At 66.2% G+C, this 14,701-nt stretch carries 14 protein-coding genes; 9 read left to right on the plus strand and 5 right to left on the minus strand.

The genetic code is table 11. The annotated features are described in order from the left end of the window. The first annotated feature begins 2 nt into the window (after positions 1-2). Positions 3-419, plus strand: a complete 417-nt coding sequence (locus K8V11_RS00890; RefSeq protein WP_303910324.1) for an NUDIX domain-containing protein — start codon at positions 3-5, stop codon at positions 417-419. Between the two features lie 81 nt (positions 420-500). On the opposite strand, the gene K8V11_RS00895 is transcribed toward K8V11_RS00890, so the two are convergent. From K8V11_RS00895 to K8V11_RS00910, 4 genes are all read right to left on the minus strand, one after another. Then, on the minus strand, positions 501-1,670 hold the full coding sequence (locus K8V11_RS00895; protein WP_303910325.1) for a peptidoglycan recognition family protein: 1,170 nt from the start codon (positions 1,668-1,670) through the stop codon (positions 501-503). Between the two features lie 451 nt (positions 1,671-2,121). Further along, a complete protein-coding gene (leuA, locus tag K8V11_RS00900; RefSeq protein ID WP_303910326.1) occupies positions 2,122-3,987 on the minus strand; it encodes a 2-isopropylmalate synthase in 1,866 nt (621 codons plus the stop codon). 215 nt (positions 3,988-4,202) lie between these two features. Beyond that, positions 4,203-4,640, minus strand: coding sequence for a hypothetical protein (locus K8V11_RS00905; protein ID WP_303910327.1), 438 nt, complete (start codon positions 4,638-4,640; stop codon positions 4,203-4,205). Between the two features lie 110 nt (positions 4,641-4,750). After that, a complete protein-coding gene (locus K8V11_RS00910; protein WP_303910328.1) occupies positions 4,751-5,599 on the minus strand; it encodes a DMT family transporter in 849 nt (282 codons plus the stop codon). 209 nt (positions 5,600-5,808) lie between these two features. Here K8V11_RS00910 and K8V11_RS00915 point away from each other — a divergent pair, with 209 nt between their 5' ends. From K8V11_RS00915 to K8V11_RS00950, 8 genes are all read left to right on the plus strand, one after another. Continuing rightward, positions 5,809-7,071, plus strand: a complete 1,263-nt coding sequence (locus K8V11_RS00915; RefSeq protein ID WP_303910329.1) for an aspartate kinase — start codon at positions 5,809-5,811, stop codon at positions 7,069-7,071. A gap of 76 nt (positions 7,072-7,147) precedes the next feature. Then, positions 7,148-8,185 carry an aspartate-semialdehyde dehydrogenase gene (locus K8V11_RS00920; RefSeq protein ID WP_303910330.1) on the plus strand — a complete coding sequence of 346 codons (1,038 nt, stop codon included), beginning with the start codon at positions 7,148-7,150 and terminating at the stop codon, positions 8,183-8,185. 258 nt (positions 8,186-8,443) lie between these two features. Continuing rightward, positions 8,444-10,084 (plus strand): hypothetical protein, encoded by a 1,641-nt coding sequence (locus K8V11_RS00925; RefSeq protein ID WP_303910331.1) that lies wholly within the window; start codon positions 8,444-8,446, stop codon positions 10,082-10,084. Between the two features lie 132 nt (positions 10,085-10,216). Further along, the gene (locus tag K8V11_RS00930) at positions 10,217-10,675 is read left to right on the plus strand and encodes a Fur family transcriptional regulator (protein WP_303910332.1); all 459 of its coding nucleotides are present in this window, start codon (positions 10,217-10,219) and stop codon (positions 10,673-10,675) included. A gap of 125 nt (positions 10,676-10,800) precedes the next feature. Continuing rightward, on the plus strand, positions 10,801-12,273 hold the full coding sequence (locus K8V11_RS00935; RefSeq protein ID WP_303910337.1) for a catalase: 1,473 nt from the start codon (positions 10,801-10,803) through the stop codon (positions 12,271-12,273). A gap of 363 nt (positions 12,274-12,636) precedes the next feature. Then, complete coding sequence (locus K8V11_RS00940) at positions 12,637-13,047, plus strand: hypothetical protein (protein ID WP_303910333.1); 411 nt, start codon at positions 12,637-12,639, stop codon at positions 13,045-13,047. Positions 13,048-13,077: 30 nt separating this feature from the next. After that, positions 13,078-13,434, plus strand: coding sequence for a hypothetical protein (locus tag K8V11_RS00945; protein ID WP_303910334.1), 357 nt, complete (start codon positions 13,078-13,080; stop codon positions 13,432-13,434). Between the two features lie 151 nt (positions 13,435-13,585). Beyond that, positions 13,586-14,497, plus strand: coding sequence for a VOC family protein (locus tag K8V11_RS00950; protein ID WP_303910335.1), 912 nt, complete (start codon positions 13,586-13,588; stop codon positions 14,495-14,497). A gap of 5 nt (positions 14,498-14,502) precedes the next feature. Here K8V11_RS00950 and K8V11_RS00955 read toward each other — a convergent pair. Beyond that, positions 14,503-14,701 (minus strand): hypothetical protein (locus K8V11_RS00955; RefSeq protein WP_303910336.1); only part of this gene is annotated, 199 nt, incomplete at its 5' end.

Raw genomic sequence — 14,701 nt, forward strand, 5'->3', positions numbered from 1 at the left:
GCATCGATAAGACCATCTCCGTATCCGCGGTGATTCTCCGCGATCCCGCCGGCCGCTGGCTCACCGTGCGCAAGCGGGGAACGTCGTGCTTCATGCATCCAGGCGGGAAGCCCGAGCCTGGCGAGAGCGCCGCCGAAACCGCGCTGCGTGAGCTCGGCGAGGAGCTCGGCTTCCGCCCCGACCCTGCGGCGCTCGAGCCGCTCGGCCATGTGCGCACGGCAGCCGCGAACGAGCCCGGGTTCCGGCTCCACGCCGACGTGTTCCTGGCTCCCTGCGCGGAAGATCCGCAGCCCGCGGCCGAGATCGAGGAGCTCCGCTGGATCGACCCGCGCGAATTGTCCGCAGGGGGAGAGCGCGACGCCGCGCTCGCGCCGCTGCTCTACGACTGCGTCCGGATGTGGCCGCACACGGCCTCGTAAATGTCGAGTGCCCCGCGCCTTCGGGCGCGGGGCACTCTTATCGCTATGCGGGCGGCTACCGTGTGGCGCAGCCTGCCGAAGTTAGGAACCGAGGTTCGGGATCTCGGGCATCGGCGGCATCGGGATGCCGGTCGAGCCCGGGTAGATGCCGAGGCCGGCGCGAGCGGCGGCGGCCTGGCCGCGGACGGCGCCGAGAGCGTTGTACATCATGTCGCCGGGGCAGCCCGTGCCCATCCAGTCGCGGTGGCCGCTGATCGCCCAGCGATCGGAAGCGGCACCACTCTCCGGGTTGACGTAGCGGACGCCACCGGCCGGGTTGAGGTTGAGCGCGGCCGAGAGGCGGGCGAGCACGTTGATGAGCGAACCCCACTGCGCGGGCGACGGCATCGCGCCGGTGAAGTCACCCATGAGGCAGACGCCGATGTTGCCGGAGTTGTTTCCGCCGACGTGCGCACCGACGGTGGCCTGCGGGCGGATGCCCGGGATCGGGATGCCCTGGAAGACCGGGATCGGACCCGAACGGCGGCCCTGGTACACGACGCCCGCGGGGTCGATGACGAGCTGGTAGCCGATGTCGCCCCAGCCGTTGGTGAGGGTGTGGTAGCGGTGGAACGCGCGCATCGTGGCGGCGGTGTCCCAGCCGGCAGGAGTCACCGAGTGGTGCACGGTGAGGACCTGGGCCTCGCGGTAGTACGGGTCCCACCAGGTGATGGACTCGTCGGCGCCCCACGCCCAGCGCGGGACGACGGGAATGCCGAGCACATCGATGGTCGGCATGCCGGCGTAGTTGACGAGAGCGTCGGTGCGAAGCTGCCCGGTCTCGCGGAGGAAGTCATCGACGGCAGAGGAGCCGGTCGGGCCGACCGCGGAGCCGGCGTAGACCGGGTTGGTGCCCTGCGGGCCGCGGACCTCGAACGCCTTGGCGCCGTCGGGGGACGGAACCGCGCCGGAGGCGGGCACAGCACCCTGGTCGTCGCGGGCGCCATCGGGCTTCGGGAAGGGGAGCCAGTCGGACCAGCCCTCGGGAAGCGCGAAGCGGACCTGGGTGGCGGCGTCGACGCTTCCGGCCGGAGCCTCGACACCGACGAGTCCCGGATTGGGGAGCGGAACCTCGCCGGAGGAGCCAAGCGGAAGGCCCTGGGCATTGGCCACTCCGGCGCCGACGGTGCCGGACATGGCGGCGCCGAGGCCGACCGCAGACGCGGCACCGGCAGAGCTCGCGAGGAACGAGCGGCGGTTGATCGATCGCATAGAACTAAACTCCAGTGGTCTCGCTTACCGGGTCCGATGAGCTAAGGCGCGCGGCGCCCGCAGCGTCATCTTCGGTGACGTTTCGGTGGTAGACATACTCCCAACGCAGCTGAGGCTACCTCGCTTACGTGTCCTTTGGGAAATGCTTTGGTTATCTATTCGTGACTTAATCGCGCCTACAGTGAGCGTTCGTTACAACCGTGACGGAAGTTAAAGTCGCCGAAATCGCGCGAGGCTACCTCACCAGGGCGGATAAGCGATTTACCAATTTTCTGTGAAAATTCGTCGAAATCGACCACTCGCACCATGAGGGTGGTCGGCACCACAATCCCGGGGCTGGTTCCGGGGTCGTCGGTGCGCTGTCCAATTCGACGATGAACGCGCCGCAGGCGGCGCCGGATCGGAGCCCGGCACGCCTCCTGCGGCGCGAATAGTAGAGCGGGGAGAGGTGCTACGGCGCCCAGGTGCGCGTGGACGTCGAGCTGGGGATCTCATCGGTATCGGGGCCGATCGCCTCGCTCGCGAACGCGCGGTTGACCGCGGAGACCACGGCGCGCAGCGAAGCGGTCGTGATCGAACCGGCGCGGCCGACACCCCAGTAGACCTCGCCGTCGATCTGGCACTCGACATACGCGGCCGCGGAGGCATCGTCGCCGGCACTCATCGCGTGCTCGGAGTAGTCGAGGATCCGGATCTCGCCGTAATCCAGTTGGTTGAGCGCATCGACGAACGCGGCGAGCGGGCCGTTGCCAACCCCGTTGATCTCGTAGTCGCGGCCCTTCCACTTGATGACGGCGTCGATCTGGTCTTCCCCGTCGTCCGTGGAGGCGGCGTGCAGCGTCTGCGACATCCGCTCCATCGGCGAAATCCGGTCGAGGTACTCGGAGGAGAACACGTCCCACATCGCCTTCGGCGTCACCTCGCCGCCCTCGGAGTCGGTGATCTGCTGGATCACCTTCGAGAACTCGACCTGCAGGCGGCGCGGCAGCTGCAGGCCGTAGTCGGTGCGCAGGATGTAGGAGATCCCGCCCTTGCCGGACTGCGAATTCACCCGGATCACCGCTTCGTAGGAGCGGCCCTCGTCCTTGGGGTCGAGCGGCAGGTAGGGCACCTCCCACGTCGTCTCCGACACGGTGGTGCCGGCCTCGGCGGCGACGTCTTCCAGCGCCGTCATCCCCTTATTGATCGCATCCTGGTGCGAGCCGGAGAAGGCCGTGAAGACGAGATCGCCGCCATATGGGTGGCGCTCGCCGACCGGCAGCTGGTTGGCGTACTCGACGGTCCGGCGGATCTCGTCCATGTCCGAGAAATTGATCTGCGGGTCGACACCCTGGGTGAGCAGATTCATCCCGAGCGTCACCAGGCAGACGTTGCCGGTGCGCTCGCCATTGCCGAACAGGCACCCCTCGACGCGCTGTGCGCCGGCCTTCATCGCCAGCTCGGTGGCAGCGACGCCGGTGCCGCGGTCGTTGTGCGGGTGCAGCGACAGGATGATCGAGTCGCGGCGTTCCAGGTTGCGGTGCATCCACTCGATCTGGTCGGCGTACACGTTGGGCGTGGCCATCTCCACCGTGGACGGCAGGTTGAGGATCATCGGATTGTCCGGTGTCGGGGCGATGATCTCGGAGACCGCGTCGCACACCTCTTTGGAGAAGGAGAGTTCGGTGCCGGTGAAGGACTCGGGGGAGTACTGCCACTGCCAGTTGACGTCGGGGTACTCCTTCGCCAGGTCGACGACGAGGGTCGCGGCGTCGGTGGCGATCTTCTTGATCGCGTCCTTATCGGCGCGGAACACGACGCGGCGCTGCAGGACCGAGGTCGAGTTATAGAAGTGCACGATCACGTTCTTCGCGCCCTCGCAGGCCTCGAACGTGCGGCGGATCAGATCCTCGCGGCACTGCACGAGCACCTGGATCGAGACGTCGTCGGGGATTGCGCCGTCGTTGATGATCTCGCGGACGAAGTCGTAATCGGTCTGCGAGGCGGACGGGAAGCCGACCTCGATCTGCTTGTAACCCATGCGCACGAGCAGCTCGAACATGCGGCGCTTGCGTGCGGGGTTCATCGGGTCGATGAGCGCCTGGTTGCCGTCGCGCAGGTCTACCGCGCACCACAGCGGGGCGCTGTCGACGACAACGTCGGGCCAGGTGCGGTCCGGCAGGGAGGTGTCCTCGACCTCGTCGTAAAAGGCCTGGTACCGGAAGGCCGGCATCGAGGAGGCCTTCTGCTTGTTCCACGCGGGCTGATCTGCCGGCGCGGGCGCAGAGGGCGGGGTGATCGAGGAGGATGCAGAGACGAACGCGTCCGAGCGAGTCATGGGGTGTCCTTTCGTGCTGGGGCTAATCATATGAAGAGCGATGAAAGAGCCGGCACGATGAGACCCCACGACGGGGTGCCGACTCTCTAGAAGTTAGCCCCGCCGCGGCATCGAAGGAGAAGCGCGCGCTGCATGCGGACCACCCTACTATCCGACGGCGGACGGCGCTCGCCCTCCCGCCCGCGCGGCTTGCTTCCGGCGTGGACCGGCGACGATCACAGCGGGATGTCGAGGCTGGATACCTGCGCGCCTCCGTCGTCATACAGCGTTGCTCCGGGGCGGGGGACACCCCACATCCGCGTGCATGCGCAGTCCTCGGCGAAGGCCGCGGCGCGATCGATGAGCGCGGAGCTGATCTCGGCGGCAGAGGGCGCGGCGCTGCCTCCGGCGCCAGGTGCGTGCGCGGGGGCGAGGCCCATTTCGTAGATGAAGACCTCGACGGAGTCCGGCAGCGGCAGCAGTGTTGCGAGGAGGAACCCGAGCGCTCCGCCGTTGGCGTCGGTCGCCCAGTACAACAGCGCCGTCGACGAGGAAAGTAAATCCGAAACCCATTCGGGCGCTGGGGAAGTGGGAAATAGCTCCGATGCGCCTAGGACCACAGCGGTGTCTCCGGGGCGGAGACGCCGCGCCGTCGTGGTGCTGTGTCCTGGCATGATCTTTGTTCTCTGTCTGCGTGCACGGAGGTCGTGGATGTGTCGACAACGATACGTCACGCGGCAATCGAGGACCGGGACGCGCTAGATCGGGGCCCCGGAACGAGCTACTACTCCTCGGCGGCGCGGGCGAGGAACACCGTCGCGGCGGCCATGACGACGATGATGCCGCCGATAACCAGCAGCCCCCACCCGGCCACGCTGAAACGCTCGCCGAGGAGGAAGAGGCCGAGCACGATCGAGACCACGGGCGTGGTCACCGTGCTCGCCGGCGCGGCCTGGTTGATGTTGCCCGAGGCGAACGAGGCCTGCTGGATGACAAGAGCCAACGTCGCGGCGATGAGGAGCCCGTAGAGCTCGCCATTTGTGAGAACGCCGATGACGCCGTCGGCGGAAAGCCTGGTGACGAGTCCCTTGGCAAAAACCGCGACGTAGGCGAAGGCTATGCCGCTGGTGACGCCGAGGAGCAGTGCGCGGTCGCGGCGCAGTTCCTGGCGCGCGATCTTCGACAGCACTCCCATGACCGCCAGGCCCGCGAGCACCGCGGCGAGCCACTCCCACCACGCCGGGTGCTCCGCGCCCTCGATCGGGCGGCCGTACACGACGATGGCCGCGACGCACGTGGTGAGGACCGAGGCCCACAACCACTCCCACCGCGTCGCCGGGCGGTCGGAAAACCGCGAGGCGAGGGGAAGGGTGAACATGAGCGAGAGCACCGTGATCGGCTGCACGAGAAGGAGCGAACCGAAGTTGAGCGCCGCGGCCTGCAACGCGAACCCGAGGAGCGACGACAGTGTGCCGCCGAGCCAATACCAATTGAAGATCGAGCGAATGGCGGCCTGCGCGCCGGACTCGCCATGGCTGGGCGCCTCGGCAGCGGCATGGCGCAAGACCATGCCGAGCGCGGTGGTGAAGGCGGCCGCAAGCGCGAGTCCGATGGCGTAGTAAGTCGCAGGCATTAGGCACAATTATCACCGCTAATGTTCGGAGCCGCAGCAGTCGCCCGGGGAAAGCAGGTTTCAACTCGGTACGATGGTCCCGTGCACGCGGCGCCTCACACCCTGTGGCGCCGCCCGAAAATGCGAAAAGCTATCCGTGTATCTGCCTGTGGGCGTGGCAAGGTTCCTTGCCCCGGTCGGGCCGGCACCGAGGAGGACACGAGACACCCATGGCATTGGTCGTACAGAAATACGGCGGCTCATCCGTCGAGTCTGCCGAGAGAATTCGCCGCGTCGCCGAGCGCATCGTCGAAACGAAGAAGGCCGGCAACAAGGTCGTGGTCGTCGCCTCCGCGATGGGCGACACCACCGACGATCTGCTCGACCTCGCCGAGCAGGTCTGCCCCGCGCCGCCGCAGCGCGAGCTCGACATGCTGCTCACCTCCGGCGAGCGCATCTCCAACGCCTTGCTGGCGATGGCGATCTCCTCGTTCGGCATGGAGGCCCGCTCGTTCACCGGGTCGCAGGCCGGCATCATCACCACGAGCCGGCACGGCGACAGCCGCATCATCGACGTCACTCCCGGCCGCCTCCAGGAGGCGCTGGAGGACGATTCGATCGTCATCGTCGCCGGCTTCCAGGGCGTCTCCCAGGAATCCAAGGACGTGACGACCCTCGGCCGTGGCGGCTCGGACACCACTGCCGTCGCGCTGGCCGCCGCGTTGGAGGCCGACGTGTGCGAGATCTACTCGGACGTCGACGGCATCTACACCGCCGACCCTCGCATCGCCGCCGACGCCCAGAAGCTCGACAAGATCTCCTTCGAGGAGATGCTCGAGATGGCTGCGGTCGGCTCGAAGATCCTCAACCTGCGCAGCGTCGAGTTCGCGCGCCGATACCACGTGCCGCTGCGCGTGCGTTCCTCGTACACCAACAACCCCGGCACCCTCGTGGCCGGATCGATGGAGGACATCCCCGTGGAAGATGCAGTACTCACCGGAGTAGCCCACGACGCTTCGGAAGCCAAGATCACCGTTGTCGGCATCCCCGACCGCCCGGGTTTCGCCGGCCGGATCTTCCGCATCGTCGCCGACGCGGAGATCAACATCGACATGGTGCTCCAGAACGTCTCCAAGGCCGAGGGGCGCACCGACATCACCTTCACGTGCCCGCTCGCCGCGGGCCCGAGGGCCGTCGAGCTGCTCACCAAGGCCAAGGAAGATCTCGAGATCGACAAGGTGCTCTACGACGACTCGGTCGGCAAGGTCTCCCTCGTCGGCGCCGGGATGAAGTCCCACCCGGGTGTGACGGCGAAGTTCTGTGAAGCCCTGAGTGAGGCGGGGGTCAACATCGAGCTCATCTCCACCTCGGAGATCCGGATCTCCGTGCTGTGCCGCGAAAGCGAACTCGAAGACGCCGTTCGCGCACTGCACACCGCCTTCGAGCTGGGGGGCGACGAAGAGGCCGTCGTCCACGCCGGTACCGGGCGGTAGACTCGAGAAATAGAAGAGCCTCCGCCGTCATAGATGGTGGGTGCGTCTACCCCATACAAAGGAGTTTGAACGACTGATGACCACGCTCGCCGTAGTCGGTGCCACCGGACAGGTGGGGCGCGTGATGCGCACCCTGCTGGAAGAGCGCGAATTTCCGGCAGACCGCGTCCGCTTTTTCGCCTCCTCCCGCAGCGCGGGCACGAAGCTGCCGTTCCGCGGTGAGGAGATCGAGGTCGAAGACGTCGCCGCGACGACCGACGGGCAGCTCGCCGGGATTGACATCGCGCTGTTCTCCGCCGGAGGCACGCTGAGCAAGGAGCAGGCTCCTCGCTTTGCCGGCACCGGGGCGATCGTCGTGGACAACTCCTCGGCATGGCGCAAGGACCCCGACGTTCCTCTCGTGGTGTCCGAGGTCAACCCTGACGACGCGAAGAAGACGCCGAAGGGCATCATCGCGAACCCGAACTGCACGACGATGGCTGCGATGCCCGTGCTCAAGGCGCTGCACAACGCTGCCGGGCTGACTCGCCTCGTGGTCTCCTCGTACCAGGCCGTGTCCGGTTCCGGGCTCGCCGGCGTCGCCGCGCTGCAGGAGCAGGTCCGCGCCAACGTCGACGGCATGGACGCGCTCGTGTCCGACGGTTCGTCGCTCAAGGCCGAGGACACCGGGCCGTACGTCGAGCCGATCGCGTTCAACGCGCTTCCGCTCGCCGGCTCGATCGTCGATGACGGCACTTTGGAGACCGACGAGGAGCAGAAGCTGCGCAACGAATCGCGCAAGATCCTCGGACTCCCGGACCTGCTCGTCGCCGGCACCTGCGTGCGCGTGCCGGTGTTCACCGGCCACACGATGAGCATCAATGCGACGTTCTCCGAGGAGATCACGCCCGATAAGGCGCGCGAGATCCTCGAGAACGCGCCCGGCGTCGTCTACGACGACGTGCCCACTCCGCTCAAGGCTGCGGGCCAGGACCCGTCGCTTGTGGGGCGTATCCGCCAGGATTACTCGGTCGAGGGGCGCCACGGGCTCAACCTCGTGGTGTCCGGCGATAACCTGCGCAAGGGTGCCGCGCTCAACACGATTCAGATCGCCGAGCTGCTGGTGAACACCTAGGGCTCGTCTTCGCTTAATGCCCCGGCCGGGATTCTCCCGGTCGGGGCATCGCTGATTTTGGGCGGATTCTCGGTTGCGGGGCTTCGGCTCGGCGGCTACCGGTGGCGGCTGCACGCGTGAACCTCAAGCTAGAACCTCTACAAAGGTTGCAGTCAAGGGTTCGCATCGACACGTTCCATTCACGCCGAAACGGCGATGCCGCGCGCCCGGGCTCCCTAAAGTTCCCTGGGACGAACGCGAAATCGAGGGAGCGCATTCATGGCCCGGCACAAGAATGGCACGAGGCGAGTCACGAAGACGAAGGCCAGGAAACTCGCGACCCGGGCGGTGACGGTGCTGGCGCTCGCGGCGTCCGCGGGAATGGGAGCGCAGGCCGTCGCCGCACCCGCCGGTCCGGTTCCCGGCACTCCGGGGCTCGGCCCGCTCGGCACCGCCGCGGTGCATGGCGACATCTACTCCACGGACACGATCCCCGGCGTCGGACCCGGCCCGAACCCGGCGGTCGCCGCGTCGATACCGGGCGGCACCTGCTCGTCCGTGTTCGTCGGCGCCGACGGCGTGCCGGTCGCGCTGTGCACGGCGTACGTCGGCACGGATCCGGTCGAGTTCACCCCGCCCACGGTTGTCGCCTTCGACCCGTCCACCGCGCAGCCTGTGGCCCGCGTCCAACTGGCCAAGGGCGCGCTGCTCGGCGGGGTCTACGGATACATGGACGACCAAGACCGAGTCGTCGTCGCCGATGGCAACCACGTCCTCCATGCCATCGGCCACGTCCGGGACGACGCCGGCCGCTGGAGTATGACCGACGACGTCCTCGCCGACCTTGCGCCAGCTCTCGAACCCGGCGACCACATCACCGGACTCGCCCCGGGAACCGACGGCCGCATCTGGTTTGTCACCGTGGACTCGCGCGTCGGCACGGTCCGTCCCGGCAAACCGGATTCGCTTCGCATCCTCGACCTTCCCGAAGCGGCAGGATCGCCCGCCGGCGAGCGGGTGTCCAACGGCATCACCGTCCGTCCCGGCGGCGCCTCGGTCATGACCTCCCACGCCCTCTACGAGATAACCCAGGATGACGGCGGAGCCCCGCAGCTCGCGTGGCGCCGCGATTATGAGCGCGGGGGCGCGCGGCACCCGGGCATGCTCGCCCACGGTTCGGGCTCGACCCCGACATACTTCGGCCCCCACGGCGACGACTTCGTGGCCTACCTGGACGCCGCGGACCGCTCGACGCTGTTCGTGCTCGACCGGGCGAGCGGCGAGGTGCGGTGCGAGATGCCGGCGTTCGCGACGACGCTCGACCCGGACACGGCCGCCGCCGACGGCCGACTCATCGATGGGCCCGCACAGTCGGAGAATTCGCCGATCGCCCTGGAGTCAAGTGGTGGCGGAGAATGGTCGATCATCATCGCGAACACGTACGGATACGAGTACATGCCGATGGCGGTCGATGGACCTGCGGTGCCGGCGCATGCGCCGTACAGGGGAGGAATGACCTCCGTCGTCACAGATGGTTCGGGTTGCCACAGGGCGTGGACGCAGCACTCCCGGACGGCGACGCTGCCCAAGGCGACGACCGACGACCGGCTGATCCATGGGCTCGCCTACGGCGACCTGCCCGAGGTCCCGGCGCAGTCCGCGGAACTCCCCGGTGCGGGGGAGGCCGAACGCGGTCTGGGTGACGCCGTGTCGACCGGGCTCGCGCAGAAAGTCGGGCCGGTGTTCTATACGGCTGTAGATGCCGACACCGGTGAAGAGGTCATCCGGAGCAAGGTCGGTGATGCGCCGGTAGACGAGCCGATGGAACTCACCGGAACCGTGGCGCCGTCGACCGATGGCGGGCCGGGCGTCTATTGGCAGGCGACGATGGGGCGCATGTTGCGTATTGGGGCGGCCTAGGCCCAACCGTATGCAAGTGATGAAGGTCACACTTAGAGTTCGAAGTCTACCCTTGGCTTAATTTCAATCAGTACAAAAATTATGTTTGAACAAAACTGGAACTATTCCAGAAAGGGCGCTATGGTTGGAGTCATGACAACCGAGAACCCCGTAGCGGCGAAGCTGCGCGAGTCGGGATTGCGGGTCACCGCACCCCGTCTCGCGGTGTTCAACGTTGTCGACAAGAAGGCGCATATTCCAGCGGAAGATGTGGCATCGGACGTCCGTGCACAGCTGGGCACGGTGTCGACACAGACCGTGTACGACGCTCTGCGCACTCTTGTGGAAGTCGGTCTCATCAGTCGGCTCGAACCCGCCGGACATCCGGCGCTCTACGAAACCCGGATCGGCGACAATCACCACCATGTGGTGTGCCGCGAATGCGGGCGGGTCGAGGACGTGTCCTGCGCGATCGGAGAGGCCCCGTGCCTCGACGCCGCGGAGGACCACGGGTTCACCATCGACGAGGCCGAAATCGTCTACTGGGGCACCTGCCCCGACTGTGCGAAGAGCGCGGCCGCCACCAAGGCCGCCGAATCGCCTCCCCGGTAGCCTGCACGATTCATTCCCTAACCTGCCCACAACATGCCCATAACGGAGGGTCTGAAATGACGAACGAGAACATCCATCCGGCGGACCGCGGGTCCGTCGACATTCCGGCCGGATCGCCGACGACCATGAACAGCGGCGTCGCTGTCCCCAGCGACGAGTACTCGGCGCAGGTCGGACAGCAGGGACCGCACCCGAGCCACGACGTGTATCTCATCGAGAAGCTCGCGCAGTTCAACCGCGAGCGCGTTCCGGAGCACCTCGTGCACGCGAAGGGGTCGGGAGCGTTCGGCGAACTCGAGGTCACCGAGGACATCTCGAAGTGGACCAAGGCGGACTTCCTGCAGAAGGGCAAGAAGACCCCGATGCTGGCGCGTTTCTCCACCGTCGCCGGCGAGCAGGGCTCCCCGGACACGTGGCGCGACCCGCGCGGTTTCGCGCTCAAGTTCTACACCGAGGACGGCAACTACGACCTCGTGGGTAACAACACCCCGGTGTTCTTCGTCCGCGACGCGATCAAGTTCCCCGACTTCATCCGTTCGCAGAAGCGTAAGGCTGGCTCGGGTCTGCGCAACAACGCGATGCAGTGGGACTTCTGGACGCTGTCGCCGGAGTCCACGCACCAGGTGACCTGGTTGATGGGCGACCGTGGCCTGCCGAAGAGCTACCGCCACATGGACGGTTTCGGTTCGCACACCTACCAGTTCATCAACGAGGCCGGCGAGCGGAACTGGGTGAAGTTCCACTTCAAGACCGATCAGGGCATCGACTACCTCACCCAGGATGAGGCCGACAAGCTCGCCGGTACCGACCCGGACCTGCACCGCAAGGACCTTTTCCAGTCGATCCAGAACGGCGACTACCCGTCCTGGACCCTCTACGTGCAGATCATGCCGACGGACGAGGCGGACGGCTACCGCTTCAACCCGTTCGACCTCACCAAGGTCTGGTCGCAGAAGGACTACCCGCTGCACAAGGTGGGCACGATGACCCTCAACCGCAACCCGCTCAACTTCTTCGCGCAGATCGAGCAGGCCGCCTTCGAACCGTCGAACCTCGTCCCCGGTATCGGCTTTTCGCCGGACAAGATGCTGCTCGGCCGCGTGTTCTCGTACGCGGATATCCATCGTTACCGGATCGGCTCGAACTACCAGCAGCTCCCGGTCAACCAGCCGCTCGTGCCCGTCAACTCGTACGCGAAGGACGGACACCTGGCATACCAGTTCAATCACCCCGCCGTCGCCGAGTACTACCCGAACTCGACCGGTGGCCCGGCCGCACAGCCGGAGCGTGCCTTCGACCTCGGCGAGTGGGACACCAAGGGTGCCAACATCTACCGCGGCCAGTACGTCCAGCACGCGGAGGACTCCGACCAGGCACAGGCCACGACCCTCTACCGCGACGTCATGGACGACGCGGCTCGTGAGCGCATCGTCGGCAACATCGTCGGCCACGTCTCGGCGATCGACCCGTCGGAGACCGATCTTCTCGAGCGTGTCTACGCATACTGGGGCGCGGTCGACGAGGATCTCGGCCGCAAGGTCCGCGACGGAGTCGAGTCGAACCCGAACCGTGGCGACGCCAAGCTCGGCTGGAACTAGTCCCAGCCGGACGTGACCCAGCGCCGGTTCGCCCGGCGCGAGTCACACCTGCCCGAGGCGCTTCCCCGTGCTCCAAGCGAGCGCGGGGCAGCGCCTTTTCTCGTCGCCGGCGCGCAAGCGCCACCACTTATGACGGCGGATCTGAGCACCTACCAAGCGACCGCCGAATTCTTCCGGCTGTCATTGAGGCATCAACAACGCCGCATCGTGCTCTGCGCAGTGCTGCCGGATAGCCGGAGCGAGGCCAATCTACAAGTGTCAAGGTGAGCGAAAACTTAGCTGTTAACGTCTCCGGCGAACCGGGCCGATGTACCGAGTGGACAGAGCCACACCCCTCAAGAGCGCTACGGAAGGATGCTCGTCATGTCGAAGAAGGCCCTCTCCATCGCAGCCGCCACCCTGTTCGCCCTCGGTGTCGGAGCTCCGGCCGCCTCGGCCCAGCAGACCGCCACACCGAAACCCGCTCCGAATCCCGTCGGCCAGATCCTCGGCGACGGTCCCAAGGGCGGAATCGAAACCCCGCCGTCGATTGGCAGCCTCGACACCGACCAGTCGAAGCCGCTCATCGACGCGATCACCACGACCAACACCAGCGATCCGATGAACGAGATGGACTGCATCACGACACACTTCGAGCAGATGAACACCGACGCGAAGACCTGGGGATACACCGGGTGCGAGGCCGACGAAGAGGGCAACTGGACGTTCACCTGGCAGTCTCTCGCTCCCGAGTTCGCATTCCTCGAGCCGTTCATCGTCTACGCCGACGCCTAAATAATCCCCTCGACGACAAGGACTTCTCTCATGTTCAAACGCACTCTCGCCGTTTCGGCCGCAAGTCTTCTCGCACTGTCCCTCGGCGCCGGCACCGCCGCCGCGCAGAATGGCGACGGCCAGATCCCTGCAGAAGATTCAGGCTCCGTGGCAGGCTCGCTGGCCAGCGGCCCGCTGTCTGATCTGCTCACCGAGGAGCACGAGAACAAGGCGACGGATCCTTCCCTCGCCAACTGCACGAAGTCCCGCTACCACGACATCACCACCGCACCGTGGAAGGTCGCGATCAGCGAGTGCGAGGAGAATGCAGAAGGCGAGTGGTCGTACACCTACCGCGAATTGAAGGAAGAGTTCAAGTTCCTCGAAGGTCTCATCACCGGGGCCTAGCATTCTCGTCAGCACCTAGCGTCGCCACCGGCCCTCGCCTCGACCACTGTTGAGGCGAGGGTCGGTACTTTTTGCGCACAATCGGACAAGCGACCACGCGCGCGGCGCGGTTACCGTGGAAGCAGTCACCGAACCGCGAGGAGAACTCCCGATGTCCGACGTCAGCACTACCTCCCAGAAGATCGTCCCCAACATCTGGTCCAACCAGCGAGCCGAGGAGCAGGCAGAGTTCTACGCCGATGTGTTTCGCGATTTCTCTTCCGAGGTGACGGGCCGATACCCGACCGACGGACTGCCTGATTTCCAGAAGGACATGGCCGGTAAACCGGTCACGATGGACCTGCAGCTCGCGGGCACGCGGATCACGATCATCAATGCCGGACCCGAGTTCGAGCCGAATCCGTCGGTCAACTTCATGCTCAACTTCGACCCGGTGCTGTACTCGGATGCGAGCGAGTACCTGGACGCGGCGTTCGACAGGCTCGCCGAGGGCGGATTCGTGATGATGCCGAAGGACGAGTACCCGTTCAGCAAGAAGTACGCGTGGGTGATGGACAAGTTCGGCGTGAGCTGGCAGCTCATCCTCACCGATCCCGAGGGCGAGTCGCGCCCGTTCGTGCTGCCTTCGCTGATGTTCTGTGGCGCGGCGCAGAACAAGGCGCGCGAGGCCGTGAGCACCTACATCGAACTGATCCCCGATTCGGGCTGGGGGAATATCGCCGAGTACCCGGAGCAGACGGGGCCGGCCGAGGCGGGCACCATCGTGTTCTCCGATTTCCAGCTCGCGGGGCAGTGGTTCACGGCGATGGATTCGGCGGTCGAGCAGCCGTTCACGTTCAACGAGGGCATGTCGTTGATGCTCAATGCGCACGGTCAGGACGAGATCGACCGCTACTGGGCCACGCTGTCCACGGTTCCCGAATCCGAGCAGTGCGGCTGGTGCAAGGACGCGTTCGGCCTCAGCTGGCAGGTTGTGCCCGACAATATGGACGAGCTCATGAGCAGGCCCGGGGCGTACGAGGCGATGATGCAGATGGGCAAGCTGGAGATCGCCAAGTTCTAGGGGTTCTACTCGTCGAGGTCGCGCGTGTCGGTGTCCGGGTCGAGATCGGCACCGGTCATGAACACCGCGCGCGCGATGGTCATCGACGCGATGGTGACGACGACGAAGGTCGCGAACATGGCGACCAGCGCTTCGACGAGTACGACGAGACTGAATCCCTCGCGGACGGTGACGTGCGCGAATGCGGCGACGATGAACAACACC

The sequence above is a fragment of the Dietzia timorensis genome (genome assembly GCF_020742175.1).
Classification (GTDB): domain Bacteria; phylum Actinomycetota; class Actinomycetes; order Mycobacteriales; family Mycobacteriaceae; genus Dietzia; species Dietzia timorensis_A.

Bases quoted from the DNA above. Each gene is read 5' to 3' on its own strand.
- K8V11_RS00895 (WP_303910325.1), bottom strand. From the start codon at position 1,670: ATGCGATCGATCAACCGCCGCTCGTTCCTCGCGAGCTCTGCCGGTGCC.
- leuA (WP_303910326.1), bottom strand. From the start codon at position 3,987: ATGACTCGCTCGGACGCGTTCGTCTCTGCATCCTCCTCGATCACCCCG.
- K8V11_RS00905 (WP_303910327.1), bottom strand. From the start codon at position 4,640: ATGCCAGGACACAGCACCACGACGGCGCGGCGTCTCCGCCCCGGAGAC.
- K8V11_RS00910 (WP_303910328.1), bottom strand. From the start codon at position 5,599: ATGCCTGCGACTTACTACGCCATCGGACTCGCGCTTGCGGCCGCCTTC.
- K8V11_RS00915 (WP_303910329.1), top strand. From the start codon at position 5,809: ATGGCATTGGTCGTACAGAAATACGGCGGCTCATCCGTCGAGTCTGCC.
- K8V11_RS00920 (WP_303910330.1), top strand. From the start codon at position 7,148: ATGACCACGCTCGCCGTAGTCGGTGCCACCGGACAGGTGGGGCGCGTG.
- K8V11_RS00925 (WP_303910331.1), top strand. From the start codon at position 8,444: ATGGCCCGGCACAAGAATGGCACGAGGCGAGTCACGAAGACGAAGGCC.
- K8V11_RS00930 (WP_303910332.1), top strand. From the start codon at position 10,217: ATGACAACCGAGAACCCCGTAGCGGCGAAGCTGCGCGAGTCGGGATTG.
- K8V11_RS00935 (WP_303910337.1), top strand. From the start codon at position 10,801: ATGAACAGCGGCGTCGCTGTCCCCAGCGACGAGTACTCGGCGCAGGTC.
- K8V11_RS00940 (WP_303910333.1), top strand. From the start codon at position 12,637: ATGTCGAAGAAGGCCCTCTCCATCGCAGCCGCCACCCTGTTCGCCCTC.
- K8V11_RS00945 (WP_303910334.1), top strand. From the start codon at position 13,078: ATGTTCAAACGCACTCTCGCCGTTTCGGCCGCAAGTCTTCTCGCACTG.
- K8V11_RS00950 (WP_303910335.1), top strand. From the start codon at position 13,586: ATGTCCGACGTCAGCACTACCTCCCAGAAGATCGTCCCCAACATCTGG.